Annotated in this window: 24 protein-coding genes; 23 read left to right on the top strand and 1 reads right to left on the bottom strand. The window is 63.9% G+C overall.

Annotated features, from left to right (window positions below; genetic code table 11):
* Positions 1 to 4 precede the first annotated feature (4 nt).
* Both selO and trxC read left to right on the top strand, forming a co-directional pair.
* Entirely contained in the window at positions 5 to 1468 is a 1464-nt protein-coding gene (gene selO, locus K3819_RS02195) for a protein adenylyltransferase SelO (RefSeq protein ID WP_221398549.1), read from the top strand.
* Positions 1469 to 1549: 81 nt separating this feature from the next.
* Positions 1550 to 1984, top strand: coding sequence for a thioredoxin TrxC (gene trxC, locus K3819_RS02190; RefSeq protein ID WP_221398548.1), 435 nt, complete (start codon positions 1550 to 1552; stop codon positions 1982 to 1984).
* 7 nt (positions 1985 to 1991) lie between these two features.
* Here trxC and K3819_RS02185 read toward each other — a convergent pair whose 3' ends face one another.
* Positions 1992 to 2762, bottom strand: coding sequence for a ParA family protein (locus K3819_RS02185; protein WP_007952339.1), 771 nt, complete (start codon positions 2760 to 2762; stop codon positions 1992 to 1994).
* 369 nt (positions 2763 to 3131) lie between these two features.
* On the opposite strand from K3819_RS02185, the gene K3819_RS02180 reads away from it, so the two are divergent.
* From K3819_RS02180 to K3819_RS02080, 21 genes are read left to right on the top strand one after another with little or no spacing between them, the layout of a single operon-like run.
* The gene (locus K3819_RS02180) at positions 3132 to 3857 is read left to right on the top strand and encodes a beta-ketoacyl synthase chain length factor (RefSeq protein WP_064592952.1); all 726 of its coding nucleotides are present in this window, start codon (positions 3132 to 3134) and stop codon (positions 3855 to 3857) included.
* Positions 3833 to 4642 (top strand): 1-acyl-sn-glycerol-3-phosphate acyltransferase, encoded by an 810-nt coding sequence (locus tag K3819_RS02175; protein ID WP_221398547.1) that lies wholly within the window; start codon positions 3833 to 3835, stop codon positions 4640 to 4642. Before K3819_RS02180 ends, K3819_RS02175 begins: the two co-directional genes overlap by 25 nt.
* Positions 4623 to 4883 carry a phosphopantetheine-binding protein gene (locus K3819_RS02170; RefSeq protein ID WP_064592948.1) on the top strand — a complete coding sequence of 87 codons (261 nt, stop codon included), beginning with the start codon at positions 4623 to 4625 and terminating at the stop codon, positions 4881 to 4883. The genes K3819_RS02175 and K3819_RS02170 overlap by 20 nt, the downstream gene beginning before the upstream one ends.
* A gap of 9 nt (positions 4884 to 4892) precedes the next feature.
* Positions 4893 to 5147, top strand: a complete 255-nt coding sequence (locus tag K3819_RS02165) for an acyl carrier protein (RefSeq protein WP_007947135.1) — start codon at positions 4893 to 4895, stop codon at positions 5145 to 5147.
* Positions 5144 to 5689 carry a membrane protein gene (locus K3819_RS02160; protein ID WP_011332105.1) on the top strand — a complete coding sequence of 182 codons (546 nt, stop codon included), beginning with the start codon at positions 5144 to 5146 and terminating at the stop codon, positions 5687 to 5689. Before K3819_RS02165 ends, K3819_RS02160 begins: the two co-directional genes overlap by 4 nt.
* On the top strand, positions 5686 to 7365 hold the full coding sequence (locus K3819_RS02155; RefSeq protein WP_221398546.1) for an acyl-CoA synthetase family protein: 1680 nt from the start codon (positions 5686 to 5688) through the stop codon (positions 7363 to 7365). The genes K3819_RS02160 and K3819_RS02155 overlap by 4 nt, the downstream gene beginning before the upstream one ends.
* A complete protein-coding gene (locus K3819_RS02150; protein WP_221398545.1) occupies positions 7358 to 8092 on the top strand; it encodes a glycosyltransferase family 2 protein in 735 nt (244 codons plus the stop codon). Before K3819_RS02155 ends, K3819_RS02150 begins: the two co-directional genes overlap by 8 nt.
* A complete protein-coding gene (locus tag K3819_RS02145; protein WP_221398544.1) occupies positions 8089 to 9036 on the top strand; it encodes a glycosyl transferase in 948 nt (315 codons plus the stop codon). The genes K3819_RS02150 and K3819_RS02145 overlap by 4 nt, the downstream gene beginning before the upstream one ends.
* Positions 9017 to 10561 (top strand): histidine ammonia-lyase, encoded by a 1545-nt coding sequence (hutH, locus tag K3819_RS02140; RefSeq protein WP_163973891.1) that lies wholly within the window; start codon positions 9017 to 9019, stop codon positions 10559 to 10561. The genes K3819_RS02145 and hutH overlap by 20 nt, the downstream gene beginning before the upstream one ends.
* Positions 10554 to 10979 carry a thioesterase family protein gene (locus tag K3819_RS02135; protein WP_064592936.1) on the top strand — a complete coding sequence of 142 codons (426 nt, stop codon included), beginning with the start codon at positions 10554 to 10556 and terminating at the stop codon, positions 10977 to 10979. The genes hutH and K3819_RS02135 overlap by 8 nt, the downstream gene beginning before the upstream one ends.
* A complete protein-coding gene (locus tag K3819_RS02130; protein WP_221398543.1) occupies positions 10976 to 11578 on the top strand; it encodes an outer membrane lipoprotein carrier protein LolA in 603 nt (200 codons plus the stop codon). The genes K3819_RS02135 and K3819_RS02130 overlap by 4 nt, the downstream gene beginning before the upstream one ends.
* Positions 11562 to 13901: an MMPL family transporter gene (locus K3819_RS02125; protein WP_221398542.1), complete on the top strand. Its 2340-nt coding sequence runs from the start codon at positions 11562 to 11564 to the stop codon at positions 13899 to 13901. Before K3819_RS02130 ends, K3819_RS02125 begins: the two co-directional genes overlap by 17 nt.
* Entirely contained in the window at positions 13898 to 15058 is a 1161-nt protein-coding gene (locus K3819_RS02120) for a sodium:proton antiporter (protein ID WP_221398541.1), read from the top strand. Before K3819_RS02125 ends, K3819_RS02120 begins: the two co-directional genes overlap by 4 nt.
* Positions 15045 to 16292, top strand: a complete 1248-nt coding sequence (locus K3819_RS02115; RefSeq protein WP_221398540.1) for an NAD(P)/FAD-dependent oxidoreductase — start codon at positions 15045 to 15047, stop codon at positions 16290 to 16292. The genes K3819_RS02120 and K3819_RS02115 overlap by 14 nt, the downstream gene beginning before the upstream one ends.
* A complete protein-coding gene (locus tag K3819_RS02110; RefSeq protein WP_221398539.1) occupies positions 16289 to 17014 on the top strand; it encodes a class I SAM-dependent methyltransferase in 726 nt (241 codons plus the stop codon). Before K3819_RS02115 ends, K3819_RS02110 begins: the two co-directional genes overlap by 4 nt.
* Positions 17014 to 17496, top strand: a complete 483-nt coding sequence (locus tag K3819_RS02105; protein ID WP_085648026.1) for a hypothetical protein — start codon at positions 17014 to 17016, stop codon at positions 17494 to 17496. Before K3819_RS02110 ends, K3819_RS02105 begins: the two co-directional genes overlap by 1 nt.
* The gene (locus K3819_RS02100; RefSeq protein WP_221398538.1) at positions 17493 to 18689 is read left to right on the top strand and encodes a beta-ketoacyl-[acyl-carrier-protein] synthase family protein; all 1197 of its coding nucleotides are present in this window, start codon (positions 17493 to 17495) and stop codon (positions 18687 to 18689) included. Before K3819_RS02105 ends, K3819_RS02100 begins: the two co-directional genes overlap by 4 nt.
* Positions 18686 to 19165, top strand: coding sequence for a hotdog family protein (locus K3819_RS02095; RefSeq protein WP_064592921.1), 480 nt, complete (start codon positions 18686 to 18688; stop codon positions 19163 to 19165). The genes K3819_RS02100 and K3819_RS02095 overlap by 4 nt, the downstream gene beginning before the upstream one ends.
* Complete coding sequence (gene fabG, locus K3819_RS02090; RefSeq protein WP_221398537.1) at positions 19158 to 19886, top strand: 3-oxoacyl-ACP reductase FabG; 729 nt, start codon at positions 19158 to 19160, stop codon at positions 19884 to 19886. The genes K3819_RS02095 and fabG overlap by 8 nt, the downstream gene beginning before the upstream one ends.
* The gene (locus K3819_RS02085; protein ID WP_085648022.1) at positions 19886 to 21121 is read left to right on the top strand and encodes a beta-ketoacyl-ACP synthase; all 1236 of its coding nucleotides are present in this window, start codon (positions 19886 to 19888) and stop codon (positions 21119 to 21121) included. The genes fabG and K3819_RS02085 overlap by 1 nt, the downstream gene beginning before the upstream one ends.
* A 20-nt stretch (positions 21122 to 21141) precedes the next feature.
* A complete protein-coding gene (locus K3819_RS02080; protein WP_085648021.1) occupies positions 21142 to 21582 on the top strand; it encodes an excinuclease in 441 nt (146 codons plus the stop codon).
* Positions 21583 to 21663: the final 81 nt, after the last annotated feature.

The following is a 21663-nucleotide window of genomic DNA, read 5'->3' as shown; positions in this document are numbered from 1 at the left end:
GTCCTTGAAAGCCCTCGACGAACTGACCTTCGACAACCGCTTCGCCCGCCTGGGCGATGCGTTCTCGGCCCATGTGCTGCCCGAACCGATCGACAATCCGCGACTGGTGGTGGCCAGCCCTGCGGCCCTGGCGCTGCTGGATCTCGACCCGGCGGTGGCCGACACCCAGGAATTTGCCGAGCTGTTTGGCGGCCACAAGCTGTGGGCCGATGCCGAGCCTCGGGCGATGGTCTATTCCGGGCATCAGTTCGGCGGTTACACCCCGCAACTGGGCGACGGTCGTGGGTTGTTGCTGGGCGAGGTCTACAACGCGGCCGGCGAACATTGGGACTTGCATCTGAAGGGCGCCGGGCAGACGCCGTTCTCACGCATGGGCGATGGTCGCGCGGTGCTGCGTTCGTCGATCCGCGAGTTTCTCGCCTCCGAAGCGCTGCATGCGCTGAACATCCCGTCTTCACGCGCCGCCTGCGTGATCGGCTCCGACACCCCGGTCTGGCGTGAGAAACAGGAACGCGCCGCGATGGTGCTGCGCCTGGCGCCGAGCCACATCCGTTTCGGCCACTTCGAATACTTCTATTACACCAAGCGTCCCGAACAGCAGAAGCAACTCGGCGAGCACGTATTGGCGATGCACTACCCCGAATGCCTGGAGCAGCCGGAACCGTATCTGGCGATGTTCCGCGAAATCGTCGAGCGTAACGCCGAACTGATTGCCAAGTGGCAGGCATACGGCTTCTGCCACGGGGTGATGAACACCGACAACATGTCGATCCTCGGCATCACCTTCGACTTCGGCCCGTTCGCCTTCCTCGACGATTTCGACGCGAACTTCATCTGCAACCACTCCGATGATCAGGGCCGCTACTCGTTCAGCAATCAGGTGCCGGTCGGCCAGTGGAACCTCAGCGCCCTGGCCCAGGCCCTGACGCCGTTCATCAGCGTCGAAGCCCTGCGCGAAACCCTCGGCCTGTACCTGCCGCTGTTCCAGGCGCACTACCTCGACCTGATGCGCCGCCGCTTCGGCTTCACCACCGCCGAGGACGACGACCAGCAACTGCTGGAGCAGTTGCTGCAACTGATGCAGAACAGCGGCGTCGACTACACGCTGTTCTTCCGCCGCCTGGGCGAAGAGTCAGCCGAGCAGGCCGTCGCCCGCCTGCGCGATGACTTCGTCGATATCAAAGGTTTCGATGCCTGGGGCGAGCGCTATGTCGCCCGCGTCGCACGCGATGGCGCGGCCGATCAGGAACAACGCCGCGCGCGGATGCATGCGGTGAATCCGCTGTACATCCTGCGCAATTACCTGGCGCAGAAGGCGATTGATGCTGCCGAGCAGGGTGACTATTCAGAAGTGCGACGGCTGCACGCGGTGCTGAGCAATCCATTCGAGGAACAGCCTGGAATGGAGAGTTACGCGCAACGGCCGCCGGAGTGGGGCAAGCATTTGGAGATCAGTTGTTCGTCGTAAGCGGGAACGACTGAACCTTGATAATCGATCCGTACGGCTCCAGATCAGTCGTACGATCCCGTTTTATTCATTGAGCCGATCATGACCGACCCACTCCTCATCCCCTGCCCCTCCTGCAACGGCCTCAACCGCATTCCCGCCGAGCGCCTCAACGACCACCCGAAGTGCGGGCGCTGCAAGTCCGAGGTGCTGTTGAACAAGCCGTTCGAACTCAAGCAAGGCGATTACGCCAGTCAGATCAAGGGCGATCTGCCGTTGCTGGTGGACGTGTGGGCGGACTGGTGTGGGCCGTGCAAGTCGTTTGCGCCGGTGTTCGAGCAGGCGGCTGCGCAGTTGGCGGGCAAGTGCCGGCTGGCCAAGCTGGACAGCGAGGCCAATCAGCAATTATCGGCACAGTTGGGGATTCGTTCGATTCCGAGCCTGATTCTGTTGCGCAACGGCCGGGAAATAGCCCGTCAGAGCGGGGCCTTCCCGTTGCCGCAGTTGATGGCCTGGCTGCGCAGCCAGGGCATCTGACAAGGATTCAGGCGTCTTCGAGCAGGTTGTGCAATTCAACGAACTGCTGCGTCAGCTTGTGCCGGGGATCAAGGTGGATCAGCGGCGTGTTGGCCTGATGCGATTCGCGCATGCGCACTGAACTGGCGAGGTAGACGGGCAGTACCGGCAGGCCCTCGGCGATCAGTTCGTCGAGGATCTGCTGCGGCAGGCTGGCCCGGGCCTGGAACTGGTTGACCACAATGCCTTCGACTTCCAGGCCTTCGTTGTGGTCTTCCTTCAACTCGTCGATTTCGGCGATCAGACCGTAGAGGGCCTGACGCGAGAAGCTGTCGCAGTCGAAGGGAATCAGTACCCGATCGGCGGCAATCAGTGCCGAGACCGCATAGAAATTCAGCGCCGGCGGCGTATCCAGATAGATCCGGTCGTAATCCTCCGACAACTCGTCGAGCAGCTTTCGCAGCTTGTTGATCTTGTGTTTGGCCTCGAGCTTGGGCTGCAGGTCGGCCAGTTCGGCAGTGGCGGTAATGATGTGGAGGTTGTCAAAGGGCGTTTCGTAGATATCCGCCTGGTTCTTTTTCGAGAACGGTCCGGAAGACAGGGTCTGCTTGAAGAAATCGGCAATGCCCATCGGAATGTCATCACCTGTGAGGCCGGTCAGATACTGAGTGGAATTGGCCTGGGCATCGAGGTCGACCAACAGCGTGCGATAACCCTCGCTGGCGCTTACCGCCGCCAGATTGCAGGCAATGCTGGATTTGCCCACGCCACCTTTCTGATTGAACACCACGCGCCGCATGACAAAACCTCCGTGTATCAAAGAATGACCGAGTGTAGTGGTGCCCGGTGCCGGTTCGCTACCTCGATGGACGCGGACTACAAAGTCAGGCGCCAATCTCCCAATGAATTCGGCGCAAAGACACTCCTTGATTGCGGATTCGCCTGACAGACAGACACCCGACAATCTGGATAATGGCCAAGTGACAGCTCTTGCCGCGTACCATTCGGTTCATTTCGTCGTTCAAAACGTAACCAGCATTTGCTACACACTCGTCGCACCGGGATAATGCGCGCCACCCGGCGCCACGCGCCATGCCATTTCAGGCTAAATCAGCTCAGCGGCGACGTTGGCGAAACCGCGTCAACTCAGCCCGCAGGGGCGGGATAAATGTCCGTGATCAACTTCAACATCGCCCAATGGCGCGCCTGGGCTCCCGGGCTCGACAGTGTGGAAGCCTGGCAAGCCTGGAGCCGACAGCCGGTCGTGCTCGAAGGCAGCGATGCCGCACCCGATGTTTCGTTTCTGCCGGCCATGCAGCGCCGTCGTCTCAGCCGTCTGGCGCGGATGGCGTTCAGTGTCGGCTGGCCGCTGGCCGACGGTCGGGAAAATCTGCCGCTGGTGTTCGTCTCCCGGCACGGCGAAACCCCGCGCACCTTTGAAATTCTCAGTGATCTGGCCAACGAACAGCCGCTGTCGCCGACCCAGTTCAGCCTGTCGGTGCACAACGCGATCATCGGCCTGTGGTCGATCATGCGCGGCGAAACCAGCGAAATGACCGCACTCGCCGCGGCCGGCGACGGCCTCGAACACGGCATGCTCGAAGCGGCGACGTTGTTGAACGAAGGAGCCCCCGCCGTGCTGCTGGTGATCACCGAGGAACAACCGCCCGAAGCCTATTCGACGTGGATCGACGACGTACCGTTTCCCTACGCGGTCGGGCTGTTGCTCACCCCCGGTACCGACTGGCGGCTGACCCTGAACAGCGCCCCGCAAGCACGGTCAAAACCGCAGTGGCCCCACGCACTAAATCTGCTGCGAACCCTGCTCGGTCAGCAACCCCATTGCCAACATGCCTGGAAGAATCGTCTATGGACCTGGCAACGCAACCCGTGATCGGAAAAAACCGCGACGCCTATTACTGGCGTCTGCTGGCCACTGCCACCAGCTTCGCCCTGTTCGGGCTCGGTGGTCTGTGCCTGCGCCTGCTGGTATTTCCATTGCTCGGTTGCCTGCCGGGCGACGCCATTGCGCATCGCGAGCGGGCACGCCAGACCGTCAGTCGGCTGTTCTGGTTTTTCGTCCGGTTCATGGCCCGTACCGGCGTGCTGAGCTACGACATCCAGGGCGCCGAACGGCTCGGCCGTCCGGGGCAGATGATCATCGCCAACCACCCGTCGCTGATCGACGTGGTATTCCTGATCGGTCTGGTGCGCGGGGCCAATTGCGTGGTGAAGAAAAGCCTGTGGGAAAACCCCTTCACCCGCGGCCCGCTGCGCAGCACCGAATACATCAGCAACGACGGCAGCATGGACATGCTCGACGCCGCCGCCGGCGCATTGCAGAGCGGGCAGACCCTGATCATTTTTCCCGAAGGCACCCGCACCCAGCCGGGTCAGGCGCCGGCCTTTCATCGGGGCGCGGCGGCCATCGCGCTGCGCGGTGCGAAAATCCTCACCCCGGTGGTGATCAAGGTCAATCCGACCACCCTGACCAAAGCCGAGCCCTGGTATCGCATTCCCAGTCGCCGCGTGCACTTCAGTTTTCACGTCGGGGCCGATATAGACCCACAGACTTTCGCCGCGCAGGGCCCCCCGCCCCAGGCTTCGCGCAAGCTCAACGACTATTTGCACCAATTCTTTATCAAGGAGCTCGCCGAAGATGAGCGATCTAAACCGTGACATAAAAGAGCTGATCATCGACGCCCTGGGCCTCGAAGACATCAGCCCAGAGGACATCGGCGACGACCAGACGCTGTTCGGCGAAGGCTTGGGCCTGGACTCCGTCGACGCCCTGGAGCTCGGCCTGGCGATCCAGAAAAAGTACGGCATCAAGATCGATGCCGACGCCAAGGACACCCGCAACCATTTCACCAACGTGGCGAGCCTTGCGGCGTTCGTCACGGCAAAACAGGCAGCTTGAGACCGGACCATGCAAACTCGTGACGACATTTTCAACACCCTGCGCGATGCCCTGGTCGAGCTGTTCGAACTGGACCCGGCCCGCGTGAGCCTGGAATCCAACCTGTATCAGGATCTGGAAATCGACAGCATCGACGCCGTCGACCTGATCGATCACATCAAGCGCCAGACCGGCAAGAAAATCGCCGCCGAGGAATTCAAGTCGGTGCGCACCGTCAGCGACGTGGTCGAGGCGGTCTACCGTCTGGTTCAACCGGCCGCATGAGCCGACTGATCGGCCTCGGCCTGCTGCTGGCAGGCCTGCTGTATCCCTTTGCGGTGTATTTCGGCATGGAGCATTTCGCGCCATGGCAGTTCGGCCTACTGCTGGGCGGCCTGTGGCTGGCCCGGGCGCTGACCGGCGAACGCAAGCCCGGCAGCCTGTGGATGGCCTTCGTGGCGATCGTGTTCTGCCTGCTGCTGGCGGTGTTCGACAGCCCTTTGCTGTTGCGCTGGTACCCGGTGCTGATCAGCGGCTTCATGCTGGTGCTGTTCAGCCTGAGCCTGAAATACGGCCCGCCGATGGTCGAGCGTCTGGCGCGCCTGCGTGAGCCGCAACTGCCGCCCAAGGCGATTCGTTACACCCGCCAGGTCACCGTGGCCTGGAGCGTGTTTTTCTTTTGCAACGGTTTGTGCGCCGCCCTGCTGACACTGTGGGCGCCGCTGAACTGGTGGATGTTGTACACCGGCCTGATCTCCTACGGATTGATCGGCCTGATGTTTGCCATTGAATGGCTGATACGACAACGGGTAAGAGGTCGCCCATGAATTGGATAAAACTTGAGCAGCTGTTGCTCAAGGCCCTGCCGGCGCGTGCTGTAACAAGCGCACCGGCACTCGATCACGCACAACTGCGCGAACAGGCCCTGGGCCTGGCCGCCGGTCTGCAAGCCAAGGGCGTGCAGCGTCTGGCCGTGCATCTTGAAGATGCCGCCGATCTGGCTATCGCCCTGCTCGGTGCCTGGCGCGCCGGGGTCAGCGTATTGCTGCCTTCGGATCTGCAAGCGCAGACCCGTCAGCGCTGGTCGAACGACGTCGATCTGTGGCTGACCGACCATGCCGATGACGCCCGCCTGAGTGATCTGCTGCAACCGCCCCTGCCCGCCGCCGAACTGGACCTCGACCAGTGCCGCCTGAGCCTGTGCACCTCCGGCTCCAGCGGCGAGCCCAAGCGCATCGACAAATCCCTGCGGCAACTGGCCAACGAAGTCGAAGCCCTTGAGCAACTCTGGGGCGCCGATCTCGGTGAGGCCTGCATTCTTGGCAGCGTCGCCACCCAACACATCTACGGTTTGCTGTTCCGCGTGCTGTGGCCGCTGTGCGCCGGGCGTCCGTTCCTGCGCAAGCAACTGGCCTTCCCGGAAGACCTGCAACGCGCCAGCCGCGAACACCCGACCTTTGCCTGGGTCGCCAGTCCGGCGCTGCTCAAACGTATGGGCGACAACCTCGACTGGCCGGCGCTGAGCGCCGTGCGCCGGGTGTTTTCCTCCGGTGGCGCACTGCCGGCAGACGCCGCACAAAGCCTGCATCAACGCCTGGGACAGTGGCCGACAGAAATCCTCGGCAGCTCGGAAACCGGCGGCATCGCCTGGCGCCAGGGCGAATCGTTGTGGCAGCCGTTTGCCGGTGTCGAGTTGAGCCAGGACAGCGACGGCGCCCTGCTGATCGCTTCGCCTTACCTGCCCGCCGGGCATGTCGAACACACCGCCGATGCGGCACGCATTCAGGCCGATGGCCGCTTTGAATTGCTCGGACGGCTCGACCGGATCGTCAAACTCGAAGAAAAACGTATTTCTCTGCCGATGCTAGAACAGGCGCTGGTGGCCCACGACTGGGTCGCCGAAGCGCGTCTGGGCGTGGTGCAGGAAAACCGCGCGTCCCTCGGCGCTCTGCTGGTGCTCAGCGAATCGGGCCTGTTTGCCCTGCGCGAACACGGTCGGCGCAGTCTGACCGAAACCCTGCGCCGTCATCTCGGCGACCACTGCGAAGCCCTGGCCCTGCCCCGCCGCTGGCGCCTGCTGCGACAGTTGCCGCTGAACTCGCAGGGCAAGTTGCCTCAGGCCGACGTCGAAGCCCTGCTGCTGGCGCCACGGCCAAAAGCGCCGGAGATTCTGGAGCAGGCCGAAACCGAGGGCGAATGGAACCTGCAGTTGAGCGTTCCGCCGGATCTGGCCTATTTCAGCGGCCACTTCCCCAAGGCCCCGGTGCTGCCCGGCGTGGTACAGGTCGAATGGGCACTGAACCTGGGTCGGCAACTGCTGAACCTGCCCGGCGCGTTCGCCGGCATGGAAGTGCTGAAGTTCCAGCAACTGGTGCGCCCCGGCGATGAAGTCCAGTTGCACCTGCGCTTCGATCCGGAACGCGGCAAGTTGTATTTCGCCTACCGCAACGACACCGCCACCTGCTCCAGCGGGCGGATTCTGCTGGGGGCTGGCGATGCATAATCCTTGCGCCGTGATCCCGGTCTACAACCACGAAACCGCCATCGGCACGGTGGTCGACGCCCTGCTCGCCGAGGATCTGCCGTGCATTCTGGTGGACGATGCCAGCAGCAAATCGTGCGCGGCGGTGCTGGACGCGCTGGCCGAGCGCGAGCGGGTTCATCTGGTGCGCCTCACTGCCAATCAGGGCAAGGGCGGCGCAGTGATGACCGGTCTGCGTGAAGCCGCGCGACTGGGCTTCAGCCATGCCTTGCAGGTCGATGCCGACGGTCAGCATGACCTGCAGGATGTCGCGCGGTTCATCGAAGAATCCCGCGCTCACCCCAAGTCGCTGATCTGCGGTTATCCGCTGTACGACGCCAGCGTGCCCAAGGGCCGTTTGTATGCGCGTTATCTGACCCACGTGATGGTGTGGATCAACACCCTGTCGCTGCAGATCCGCGACTCGATGTGCGGCTTCCGGGTGTATCCGCTGCAACCGACGCTGGGCGTGATCGACTCGGCGCGGATCGGCAAGCGCATGGATTTCGACTCGGACATTCTGGTGCGCCTGGCGTGGCGCAATCAGCCGATGCGCTGGTTGCAGACCAGCGTGCATTACCCGCTGGACGGCGTGTCGCACTTTCGCCTGTTCCACGACAACGTGCTGATCTCGAGCATGCACACGCGCCTGTTCTTTGGCATGTTGCTGCGCCTGCCCGTGATCCTCTGGCGACGGTGGCGCGCATGACCGTCGAGACCGACAAGAAGCACTGGGCCGACCGCGAGGAACGCGGCAGCTTTCTGCTCATGAAATTCACCGCGTTCGCCGCCAAGGTCCTCGGCCGACGCCTGCTGAGCCCGTTGCTGTACGGCATCGTCCTGTACTTTTTCCTGTTCGGTCGCACCGCCCGGCGCAGTGCCTGGCAGTATCAGCAGCGCCTCGCCGACTGGAGCGGTCGCCACGAATTGCGCCCGACCCGGTGGCGGGTGTTCAGTCAGTTCATGGCATTCGCCGATTCGCTGCTCGACAAGCTCGACGTGTGGAATGGCAAGCTGAAGATCGAGCAGATCGAAATCATCGACCCGGCGCTGTTGCGTAATCAGTTGCGCGGCAGTCGCGGGCAACTGCTGGTGGGCGCGCATCTGGGCAACCTCGAAGTGTGCCGGGCGCTGGCGGAGCTGGGCGAAAAGGTCACCATGAACGTGCTGGTGCACACCAAGCACGCCGAGCAATTCAATCGGCTGCTGGGCGAGGCCGGCGCGACCAACCTGCGGCTGATCCAGGTCAGCGAACTGGACCCGGTGATCATGCTGCAACTGCACGAACGCCTGGAGCGCGGCGAGTGGCTGGCGATTGCCGGCGACCGCGTGCCGCTGCATGGCGGGCGCAGCGTGACCGTGGACTTTCTCGGCCACCCGGCGCCGTTCCCGCAAGGGCCGTGGCTGCTGGCCGGCCTGCTGAAATGCCCGGTCAACCTGCTGATGTGCCTGAAACAGCCCGACGGCCACTATCGCCTGACCCTCGAACCCTTCGCCGACGCCGTGGTGTGGTCACGCCGCGAGCGCGAACAGGTCATTCATCAGTGGGCCACCCGCTATGCGCAACGCCTGAGTCACTATTGCCTCGAAGCACCGTGCCAATGGTTCAACTTTTACCCATTCTGGAAAACCGATGACAACGCCAACTCCTGAGCCGGTCACCTTCGGCGAACGCCCTTTGCGCATCGAAGACGTGCTGGCCCTGGCCAACCGTCAGGCGCCCGTGCAGTTGCAGAGCGACGCGCCTTATCGCGAACGCATCGCCAAGGGCGCGCGGTTTCTCGATTCGCTGCTGGACAAGGAAGGCGTGATCTACGGCGTGACCACCGGTTACGGCGATTCCTGCGTGGTCGCGGTGCCGTTGCATCACGTCGAGGCGCTGCCGCGTCATCTCTACACGTTCCACGGTTGCGGACTGGGCAAACTGCTCGACGCCCAGGCCACCCGCGCGGTGCTGGCGGCGCGTTTGCAGTCGCTGTGCCACGGCGTGTCCGGGGTGCGCATAGAACTGCTGGAACGCCTGCATGCGTTTCTTGAACACGACATTCTGCCGCTGATCCCCGAAGAGGGTTCGGTGGGCGCCAGCGGCGATCTGACGCCGTTGTCCTACGTCGCCGCGACGCTGTCCGGCGAGCGTGAAGTGATGTTCCGTGGCGAACGCCGCCAGGCTGCCGATGTGCATCGCGAACTGGGCTGGACACCATTGGTGCTGCGGCCGAAAGAAGCGCTGGCACTGATGAACGGCACCGCCGTAATGACCGGCCTCGCCTGCCTGGCCTATGCCCGCGCCGATTACCTGCTGCAACTGGCCACTCGCATCACCGCGCTGAACGTGGTGGCGCTGCAAGGTAATCCGGAGCACTTCGACGAGCGCCTGTTCGCCGCCAAGCCGCATCCGGGGCAAATGCAGGTCGCCGCGTGGCTGCGCAAGGATCTGGCGATCGACGCGCCGACCGCGCCGCTGCACCGTTTGCAGGATCGCTACTCGCTGCGCTGCGCACCGCACGTGCTCGGCGTGCTGGCCGACAGCCTGAACTGGCTGCGCTCGTTCATCGAAACCGAACTGAACAGCGCCAACGACAACCCGATCATCGACGCCGAAGCCGAGCGCGTGCTGCACGGCGGACACTTCTACGGCGGGCATATCGCGTTCGCCATGGACAGCCTGAAAAACCTCGTGGCCAACGTCGCCGACCTGCTCGACCGACAACTCGCGCTGCTGGTGGACGAACGTTACAACCACGGCTTGCCGAGCAACCTGTCCGGCGCCAGCGCCGACCGCGCGATGCTCAACCACGGCTTCAAGGCCGTGCAGATCGGCGCCAGCGCCTGGACCGCCGAAGCGTTGAAAAACACCATGCCGGCCAGCGTGTTCTCACGCTCCACCGAGTGCCACAACCAGGACAAGGTGAGCATGGGCACCATCGCCGCCCGCGACGCCATTCGCGTACTGGAGCTGACCGAACAGGTCGCCGCCGCCACGCTGCTCGCGGCCAATCAAGGCGTGTGGCTGCGCGGCCGCGATGCAGACGCGCGTCCGCTGCCACCGTCGCTGGCCGCCATGCATGAACAACTGGCCCAGGACTTCCCGCCGGTGATCGAAGACCGCGCCCTGGAAGGCGAATTGCGCCTGTGCCTGCAACGCATCGCCGAGCAACACTGGAGGCTGCATGCGTAGTGCCGGAGTGCTTCACGCCGATACGGAAATCCTCGTGCCGTTCTTTGACGTCGACACCATGCACGTCGTCTGGCACGGCCATTACGTGAAATACCTGGAAGTGGCGCGTTGCGCACTGCTCGACAAGATCGGCCACAACTACAACCAGATGGTCGACTCGGGCTATGCCTGGCCGGTGATCGACCTGCAACTGCGCTATGTGCGCGGCGCGGTGTTCGGTCAGCGGCTGAACGTGCGCGCCAGTCTGGTGGAGTGGGAAAACCGCCTGAAGATTAACTACCTCATCACCGACGCCGAGACCGGCGAGCGCCTGACCCGCGCCAGTTCCGTGCAGGTCGCCGTCGAAGTGAGCAGCCGCGAGATGCAACTGGCTTCGCCAAAAGTCTTCACCGATGCCGTGGAAAGGATGCTGCGATGAATGTGTGGTTGAAATCCCTTGGGGCCCTGGCGCTGCTGACGCTGTCGTCGCTGGCCAACGCCTTCGATCTGCAACAGTTGAGCGAGCAACTGGCGAAGCCGGACGTGATCCACGGCCAGTTCACCCAGGAAAAACACCTGCGCGCCCTGCCCCAGCCGCTGATCAGCAAGGGCAGCTTCGTGCTGGCGAAAAACCACGGCCTGCTGTGGCTGCTGAAAACCCCGCTGCAACAGGATTACCGGATCAGCGCCAAGGGTATCGCCCGGCGTGATGCCACCGGCTGGCAACTGCTGCCGAACAAGAGCGCCGGGGCCGAGCAGAACCGCTTGTTCCTGGCGGTGCTGCAAGGTGACAGCAGCGGTCTGCAACGGGATTTCGAACTGGCCCTGAGCGGCGATGCACAGAAATGGCAACTGACCCTGACCCCGCGCTCGGTGCTGCTCAAGCAGGTCTTCAACCAGATCAACATCAGCGGCGGCACGTTGGTGAACACCATCGAACTGCTGGAAACCCAGGGCGACAGCACCGTGCTGCGCATGCAGGACAGCACTGCCGGCCAACCTCTGAGCGACGCGGAGCAACATGACTTTGCCGAGTGAACGCAGGCTGCCCTGGCTGTTCCTGATCCTGCTGCTGGCTGTCGTCGCACTGGGCGCCTGGCAGTGGCGCGACGGCGCGCCGCTGTCGGCCAACCTGATGGAACTGGTGCCCGGCACCCACCCGGACGCCCTCGAACTGCGCGCCGAACAACGCATGCAGGAACCGCTCAACCGCGACATGCTGGTGCTGGTCGGCCACGCCGATCGCCAGCAAGCCGTCGCCATGGCCCAGACCCTGGGCGAGCAATGGCAGGCCAGCGGGCTGTTCGAAAAGGTCCAGTGGAACCTGCAAGCCGATCTGCCGGCCCTGCGCACGCAACTGCTGCAAGGACGGCTGGCGATGCTCTCGGCGGATGACCGACAACTGCTGATCGAACATCCCGACGCCTTTATCCAGCAACGGGTACAGGCGTTGTTCGACCCTTTCACCGGGTTCAGTCTGGTGCCGAGTCAGGACGACTGGCTGGGCCTGACCGGACGCATCCAGAACAGCCAGCCGCAACATGGCGCGGTGCAACTGGACATCGGCAGCGGCGCGTTGATCGCCGACGCCGACGGCAAAAGCTGGGTGCTGCTGCGCGCACGCACCACCGGCAACGCCTTCGACATGAATCAACCGCTGCAAGTTGCCGCCCTGCTGCAACACAGCCGTGAGCAAGCGGCTCGCGCCGACGTGCAATTGCTGGCCGCCAGCGGCCTGCTGTACGCCGCCAACGGCCAGCAGCAGGCGACCCGGGAAATGACCTGGGTCGGCGGCGGCGCCACCATCGGCATCCTGTTGCTGTTGCTGCTCGCCTTCCGCCGCTGGCGGGTGCTGCTGGCGTTCATTCCGGTGCTGGTCGGCATGCTGTTCGGCGCGGTGGCCTGTGTCGCGCTGTTCGGGCACATGCATGTGATGACGCTGGTGCTCGGCTCCAGCCTGATCGGGGTGGCGGTGGATTACCCGCTGCACTATCTGTCCAAGAGCTGGAGCCTCAAGCCCTGGCACAGCTGGCCGGCGTTGCGCCTGACCCTGTCCGGGCTGACGCTGAGCCTGATCACCAGCGCCATCGGTTACCTGGCGCTGGCCTGGACGCCCTTCCCGGCCCTGACCCAAATCGCCGTGTTCTCCGCCGCCGGTTTGCTCGGCGCCTACCTGTCGGCGGTGTGCCTGTTGCCGGCGCTGCTGAAAAACGTCGAACTGCGCCCGGCGCAATGGCCGCTGCAACTGGCCGAGCGTCTGGTGCGACTGCGGGAAACTCTGCTCGAGCACGTCAGGACGCCAGCGTTGCTGGCCCTGCTGATCGCCTTCTGCGTCGGCGGCCTGCTGCAACTGGAGGGCAAGAACGACATCCGCCAGTGGGTCGGTGCGCCGCAACGTCTGACCGATGAGGCGCAGACCATTGCGCGGATTACCGGCTACCAGCCGACCAGCCAGTTCTTCCTGGTGCGCGCCGCCGATCAGCAGCAATTGCTGGAACGGCAAGCAGCCCTGAGCGAGCGCCTGGATCAACTGATCAATCTCGACAAACTGCAGGGTTATCTGGCGCTCAATCAACTGGTCAGCCCGCCGGCTCAGCAGCAACAGGTGCGGGAAGCGCTGAGCAAGTTGCCGCAATTCTGGCAGCCGTTGCTGGAGGTCGGCGTACCGCTGGCGGCGCTGCAAACCGAACTGCAACAGTTGCAGGCCCTGCCCGCCGAGGACATCGATGCGGCGCTGGCCGGCCCGCTCGGCGAGCCGTACCGCACGCTGTGGCTGGGGCCGACCGAGGACGGCGTGGCGGCGATGGTCAGCCTGCAAGGCCTGAACAATCCGTCGCTGCTGCGGGTGCAGGCGCTGGATCTGCCGGGCGTGATGCTGGTGGACCGGCTCGGTGATCTGAACAAGGTGTTCGCCCAGACCCAGATCAGCGCCGCGGAACTGAAACTCGCGTCCTGCGTGTTGATCGTGCTGGTGCTGATGCTGCCGTTCGGTCTCGGTGGCGCCCTGCGAATCGTTGCTCTACCGCTGCTCGCTGCGTTGTGCAGCCTGGCCAGCCTGGGCTGGCTCGGTCAGCCGCTGACCCTGTTCAGCCTGTTCGGCCTGTTGCTGGTGACGGCGATCAGCGTCGACTACGCGATCCTCATGCGCGAACAGGTCGGCGGCGCGGCCGTCAGCCTGCTCGGCACTTTGCTCGCAGCCGCCACCACCTGGCTGTCGTTCGGCCTGCTGGCGGTGTCGAGCACCCCGGCGGTGAGTAACTTCGGCCTGTCGGTGAGCCTCGGCCTGGCGTTCAGCTTCATGCTCGCGCCGTGGGCTGGGCGTCAGACCCATGCGGTTGCCGTCACGGAGCCTGCAGCATGATGGTGGTGATTTTCTGGCTGATGGCCCTGGCGCTGTTCTTCGTCGCCACCCGGGTCGGCCGGCATTTCGGGCTGATCCCGATCGTCAGTCAATTGCTGCTGGCCAGCTTCGGCCTGCCGCTGCTGATGTACTTCTGGATCGAACCGGGCTGGCAACTCAACGGCGCCGCACTGATCGCGCCGGACTGGTTGAAAAATCTCTACAGCCTGAGCTTCGCCCTGTTGCTGGGGCACATCCTCAGCGACGTGATCGACCTGCGCCTGGACCGTCAGAGCGTGAAGATCGCCCTGCCGAGTTTCGCCGTACCGTTCGCCTGCGGCCTGGCGACGGCGTACTGGCTGCTGCCGACACAACCGTGGATCAACTCGCTGGCCATCGGTCTGGTGTTCGCCATCACCGCGATCCCGGTGTTGTACCTGTACCTGCGCCACATCGACTACCCGCCCGCCGCCACCCGGCGTCTGGTGCAGACCGCGATCCTGATCGACCTGACCTGCTGGACGCTGTTCGGCCTCGCCCAGGGCAGCCTGCACCTGAGCAGTCTGTTGCTGCCGCTGGGGCTGGCCTGCGTGCCGGTGCTGCTGCGGATGTTCGGCATCCGCCGGCCATTGACCTACAGCCTCGGTTTTTTTGCGCTGTTGGTGCTGGCCGAACACTACAAACTCAACGCGCTGATTTTTGGCATCGGCTATCTGCTGTGCATGGCCGCGCTCAAGGTGCCACTGGTATTGCCGATCCCGGCGCACTGGATGAACCGCTTGCAGACATGGGTCGCGATTCCGCTGATCCTGACTTTCGGCATCGTCCAGATCGACGTGCACAGCGCCCTCGCCAGCCTCGGCGCCGTGCAATGGGCGGCGCTGCTGCTGTTGCCGGTCGCCAGCAAAATCCTGGGCAACTGGCTCGGCCTCGGCTGGGCCGGCGCGTCGTTCGCAGGCGCCAGCCGCTGGCGCGAAAGCGTGCTGCTGAATATTCGCGGCTTGAGCGAAATCGTTTTTCTCAACCTGCTGTTGCAACAACAGCTCATCAGCCCGGCGCTGTACTTTGCGCTGATGCTGATGGGTCTGATCGCGACGCTGCTGCCGGCCTTCATCGGCCTGCACCGGGCGTCGCTGAACCCTATTGCCGTACCCAGGAGCTCACGTGCCAATCGTTGAAATGGAATCCCGTCAGGTCGTGATCATCGGCGCCGGCCCCTCCGGCGCCATCGCCGCCGCATTGCTCAAGCGCAAGGGGCACGACGTGCTGGTGATCGAACGCCAGCATTTCCCGAGGTTCTCCATCGGTGAAAGCCTGCTCTGCCATTGCCTGGATTTCGTCGAAGAAGCCGGCATGCTCGAGGCGGTGAATGCCGCCGGGTTCCAGCGCAAGAACGGCGCGGCATTCGCCTGGGGCGAGCGCTACAGCGCCTTCGATTTTGGCGACACCTTCACCGCCGGCAAGCCCACGACTCTGCAGGTGCAACGCGCCGACTTCGACAAGTTGCTGGCCGATCAGGCGGCATTGCAGGGCGCGGAAATCCGCTATGGCGACGCGATTGTCAGCGTCGATTTCGAACGTCCGCGACCGCAGTTGAATGTGCGCCGCGAAGACGCCAGCGAGTACCGCGTCGAAGCCGATTTTGTCCTCGATGCCAGCGGCTACGGCCGCGTGCTGTCACGCCTGCTCGACCTGGAAGCGCCGTCGAACTTCCCGGTTCGCCAGGCCGTCTTCACTCACGTTGAAGACCACATTGATTACCCCGGCTTCGACCGTGAAAAAATCCTCATCACCACCCATCCGCAGCACCGCGATATCTGGTTCTGGTCGATCCCGTTCAGCAACGGTCGCTGCTCCGTCGGCGTGGTGGCTGCCGCTGAACATTTCGCAGGTCGTGATGCCGACCTCGACGCCTGTTTGCGCGGGTTCATCGCCGAAACCCCGAGCCTGGCCAAGGTTCTGAGCAACGCCGTGTGGGACACCCCGGCGCGCACTCTCGGTGGCTATGCGGCCAACGTCAAAACCCTGCACGGCCCGGGCTTTGCGCTGCTGGGCAACGCGGCGGAATTTCTCGACCCGGTGTTCTCCTCGGGCGTGACCATTGCCATGCGTTCGGCGAGCATGGCCGCCGCTGTGCTGCATCGACAGTTGCAGGGCGAAACGGTGGACTGGCAACGGGAATTCGCCGAGCCGCTGAAACGCGGGGTCGACACGTTCCGCTGCTACGTCGAAGGCTGGTACGCCGGCACTTTCCAGGACGTGATTTTCCACGAGCAAGGCTCGCCGGAAATCCGCCGCATGATCTGCTCGATCCTCGCCGGTTACGCTTGGGACGAACGCAACCCGTTCGTCAGTGAAGCACGCCGTCGGCTGAAGACGATCTCCGAACTCTGTGCAAGGGACGACACATGAATTACTTGAGCGACAACTACGTCGAGGAAACCCGCTTCGGCTTCTGGTTCCTGCGCAGCCACACCTGGCAGCACCATGTGTTGCGCGTGGCGATCAACGATCTGCGCGGGCTGTTCAGCGAATCGTTGCCGGCCAGTCCGGTGCTGCTGGATGCCGGCTGCGGTCAGGGCAAGTCGTTCGGTCACCTGCGCCAGACCTTCGCGCCACAGCGCCTGATCGGCGTCGATGCCGACCCGCACAGCCTTGAACTGAGCGCCGCCGAGGCCGCGCGTCTGGGCTTCGACGTCGAGCTGATCGGCAGCGACTGCGCGACCCTCAATGTGCCGGACGCCAGCGTCGACCTGCTGTTCTGTCACCAGACCTTCCATCATCTGGTGGAGCAGGAAAAAGCCCTCGCCGAGTTCTATCGGGTGCTCAAGCCGGGCGGTTACCTGCTGTTCGCCGAGTCCACCGAGGCTTACATTGATACGTGGGTGATTCGCTGGCTGTTCCGGCATCCGATGCACGTGCAAAAGAGCGCGGCGCAGTACCTGGAGATGATTCGCCAGCAGGGTTTCGAGTTCGCCGAACAGAACGTTTCGTACCCGTATCTGTGGTGGAGCCGGTCGAAGGATTTCGGTCTGCTCGAACGGCTTGGATTGCACAAACCAAAACCATTCGGACAGCGGGAAGAAACCCTGGTCAACGTGGTGGCCCGCAAACCCTTGAACGAGGCTGTCTGATGTTGCGTGTTCTGCTGCTCGCCTGCGTCCTGCTGCTCGGTGCCTGCGCCAGTCAGGCGCCGCTGCCGGCCGGCAACCCGAGCCTGCCGCTGCCGATGCAACTGCATATCGAACGTCACCTGGCCGGGCAACAGCAAGACTGGTTGCTGGTAATTCAGCGCGAAGGGCCCGGCATCCGCTGGTCGATGATGGATCCGCTGGGCATTCCCCAGGCCCGTCAGCAGTTGATCGACGGGCACTGGCAGGCCGACGGCCTGCTGCCGCCCAACCCGGAAGCACGGGAGCTGTTCGCCGCGCTGCTGTTCGCCCTGACCCCGGCGGGCGAGCTGTCGCGCAACTACCCCGAGGCGCAGCAACAGGGCGGCCAACGTTCCCTGCCGGCGCGCTGGGACATCCGTTACACCCAACCCTTGAGCTTCGAATTGAACCTGCCACAAGGCCCGCACTATCGCGTAACGCCACTCGGTGAACCGACGTCATGACCGCCTACCTCAATGCCCTCGGCGTGATCTGCGCCCTGGGGCGCGACAAGCCAGCCGTGGCACGTAACCTGTTTGCCGGCGACTGTTCAGGCATGCGCCGCGAGTCCGGCTGGGTGCCGGAGCGCGAGCTGCCGGTGGCCGCCGTACACGGCGATCTGGCGCCCATTCCCGAGGCGCTGGTCGACCAGCGCAGCCGCAACAATCAACTGTTGCTGGAAGCGGCGTTGCAGATTCGCGATGACATCGAGCAGGCGATCCAGACTTACGGCCGCGAGCGCATCGGCGTGGTGCTCGGCACCAGCACTTCGGGCATCGACGAAGCCAGCCGAGGCCTTGCGCACTACATTCGCGACCAACAGTTCCCGGCCGATTACGACTACCGGCAACAGGAACTCGGCGCCCCGGCGAATTTCCTCGCCGACTGGCTGCAACTGAGCGGCCCGACCTATGTGATTTCCACTGCCTGCACCTCCAGCGCACGCGCGCTGATGAGCGCCCGACGCCTGCTCGATCTGGGCCTGTGCGACGCGGTGCTGTGCGGCGGTGTCGACAGTCTGTGCAAACTGACGCTCAACGGTTTCAGTGCGCTGGAAGCGGTGTCGGACCAGCGCTGCAATCCGTTTTCCGCCAACCGCAACGGCATCAACATCGGCGAAGCGGCGGTGCTGTTCGTGATGAGCAAACAGCGCGGTGCTGGGCCGGGCATCGCCCTGCTCGGCGCTGGCGCCAGCTCCGACGCGCACCATATTTCCGCACCGGAACCGAGCGGCCGTGGCGCCCTGCAATCGATGCAGAAGGCGCTCGATCAAGCCCATCTGCAAGCCGGCGATATCAGCTACCTGAACCTGCACGGCACCGCGACCCAGCACAACGACGCGATGGAAAGTCTGGCCGTCGCCACCCTGTTTCCCGAAGGCGTGCCGTGTTCCTCGACCAAACCGATGACCGGCCACACCCTCGGCGCCGCCGGCGCACTGGAAGCGGCGTTCTGCTGGTTGAGCCTCACTGCCGACAACCCCGACCACGCCTTGCCGCCGCACGTCTGGGATGGCCAGGCCGATCCCGACCTGCCAGCGCTGAAGTGGGTGACCGCAAGCGAACGCCTGGCGTCCATTGCACCCCGCTACCTGATGAGCAACTCGTTTGCCTTCGGTGGCAATAACGTCAGCCTGATTATCGGAGACGCCCCATGAGCCACTGGCCGCTCGCCGAACTGCTGCCCCACGCTGGCGACATGATCCTGATCGACCGGATCCTGAGCTTTGACGACGAACAGATCCACACCACCCTCACCGTCCGCACCGGCGGCCTGTTCAGCCTGCCCGACGGCAGCCTGCCAGCCTGGGTCGGCGTCGAGCTGATGGCGCAAAGCGTCGCCGCGTTCGCCGGCTGCCATGCGCGGCAGAAAGGCAACCCGGTGGAGCTGGGCTTTCTGCTCGGCACACGCAAGTTCGAATGCAATGTCGCAGCCTTTCCGGTCGGCAGCGAACTGACCATCCATGGCTTGCGCTCGCTGGAAGACGACAACGGCATGGGCGTATTCGAATGCCATATCAACGCGCCCGGCATCGAGGCCAGCGCCCGGCTGAACGTGTTCCGCCCGCCGCAGGCGGCGGACTATCTGGAACAATCCCGCGACGCAACCAACAAGGAGTCGAACGATGACTGAATCCATCCTGGTCACCGGCTCCAGCCGTGGCATCGGCCGCGCCATCGCCCTGCGTCTGGCTCAGGCCGGGCATGACATCGTCGTGCATTGCCGCAGTGGTCTGAGCGACGCGCAGGCGGTGCAGGCTGAAATCCAGGCCCTGGGCCGCCAAGCGCGCATCCTGCAATTCGACGTGGCGGATCGCGAAACCTGCAAAGTCATCCTCGAAGCCGACGTTGAAGCCCACGGCGCCTATTACGGGGTGGTGCTCAATGCCGGCCTGACCCGCGACGGCGCGTTTCCGGCCCTGAGCGACGATGACTGGGACGTGGTGTTGCGCACCAACCTCGACGGTTTCTACAACGTCCTGCACCCGGTGATGATGCCGATGATCCGCCGCCGCGCCGCTGGTCGCATCGTGTGCATTACCTCGGTGTCGGGGCTGATCGGCAACCGTGGTCAGGTCAATTACAGCGCCTCGAAGGCCGGCGTGATCGGCGCCGCGAAAGCCTTGGCGATCGAACTGGCCAAGCGCAAGATCACGGTCAACTGCGTTGCGCCGGGCCTGATCGATACGGCGATGCTCGATGAAAACGTGCCGGTGGAAGAACTGTTGAAAATGATCCCCGCACAGCGCATGGGCACGCCTGAAGAGGTGGCCGGTGCGGTGAATTTCCTGATGTCGGCGGAAGCGTCGTACATCACCCGCCAGGTGCTGGCGGTCAACGGAGGCTTGTGTTGATGAAGCGCGTCGTCGTCACCGGCATGGCCGGCATTACCTCGCTGGGCAGCGACTGGGACACCATCGCTGGCAATTTCGCCGCCAACCGCAGCGGCATTCGCCGGATGGACGAGTGGGATCGCTTCAGCGAGCTCAATACCCGCCTGGCCGGGCCCATCGATGATTTCCAGGTGCCGGCGCACTGGACCCGCAAACAGTTGCGCAGCATGGGCCGTGTTTCGCGGCTGGCCGTCGGCGCGGCGGAAAAAGCGCTGGCCGATGCCGGTCTGCTCGGCGACGAGTCGATCAAGGACGGGCGCATGGGCGTGGCCTGTGGTTCTTCCACCGGCAGCACCGACGAAATCAAGGCGTTCGGCAACATGCTGCTCAACTCGGTGGCCGAAGGTCTCAACGCCAACTCCTACGTGCGGATGATGCCGCACACCACGGCGGCGAACATCAGCATCTTCTTCGGCCTCACCGGCCGCTTGATCCCGACCTCCAGCGCCTGCACCAGCGGTAGCCAAGGCATCGGCTACGCCTACGAGGCGATCAAGTTCGGACGCCTGCCGCTGATGCTCGCCGGCGGCGCCGAAGAGCTGTGCCCAACCGAAGCCATGGTGTTCGACGCGCTGTACGCCACCAGCCTGAAAAACGATGCACCGCACACCTCGCCACGCCCGTACGACAAGGGCCGCGACGGTCTGGTGATCGGCGAGGGCGGCGGCATGCTGGTACTTGAAGAACTGGAACACGCCCTCGCGCGCGGCGCGCACATTCACGCCGAGATCGTCGGCTTTGGCAGCAACGCCGACGGCCAGCACACCACCCGCCCGGAACAGATCACCATGCGCCGGGCGATGGAACTGGCGCTGGAAGACGCAGGCCTTGCGCCGGACGCCATCGGCTATGTCAACGGCCACGGCACCGCCACCGAACAGGGCGATGTCGCCGAAACCCTGGCCACCAGTGCTCTGTTCGGCGAACGCATGCCGATCAGTTCGCAAAAGAGCTTCCTGGGCCACACCCTCGGCGCCTGTGGGGCGCTGGAATCGTGGTTCAGCATCGAGATGCTCAACCGCGACCTGTACGTGCACACGCTCAACCTCGACGAGGTCGATCCGCACTGCGGCAAGCTCGACTACCTGCGCGGCGAGTTCCGCCAGATGAGCCACGAATACGTGATGAACAACAACTTCGCTTTCGGCGGGGTCAACACCTCGCTGATCTTCCGCCGCTGGCCCCAACCGAATTAATCCAGGTCAAGGAGACCTTCATGCACTTCAAGAAACTCGCTGCCACCCTGCTCATCTGCGCCTTGCCGGCCGTCAGTCAGGCCCGTGACACGGCGGTCTATCTGCCGTTCGACAAGGCCGTCGCCGAAGCGACCCGCACCGGCAAGATCGACGGCAGCGTGAAGTTCTATCTGGCGGGCAACGCCCCGGCCGGCAAAGTTACCGTCGTCAGCCCCGGCGCCGTGACCAACAAAAAGACCAACGCCTTCAACAAGACCGACCAGGAAGCCTGCGAGTGGGTCGTGCAATCGGCGATCATCAGCCTGCACCAGGCCGCAAAAAATGCCGGCGCCAACGCCGTGACCAACATCGTCAGCTTCTACAAGAGCAACGAGCGCAAGGATGCGAAAACCTACGAATGCCACGCGGGCGCCATCATGGCCGGCGTAGCGTTGAAGGGCGATCTGGCGACGGTTCAGTAACGGCTAGAACGACAAAGGGCGCCTCTCGGCGCCCTTTTTTTCATCTATTGCACAAAAAACTGCACACAAGGAAAGCTCAGC

Source organism: Pseudomonas sp. 3-2 (assembly GCF_019710535.1).
Classification (GTDB): Bacteria; Pseudomonadota; Gammaproteobacteria; order Pseudomonadales; family Pseudomonadaceae; genus Aquipseudomonas; species Aquipseudomonas pharyngis.
This window is presented reverse-complemented; position numbering and strand designations above follow the sequence as displayed.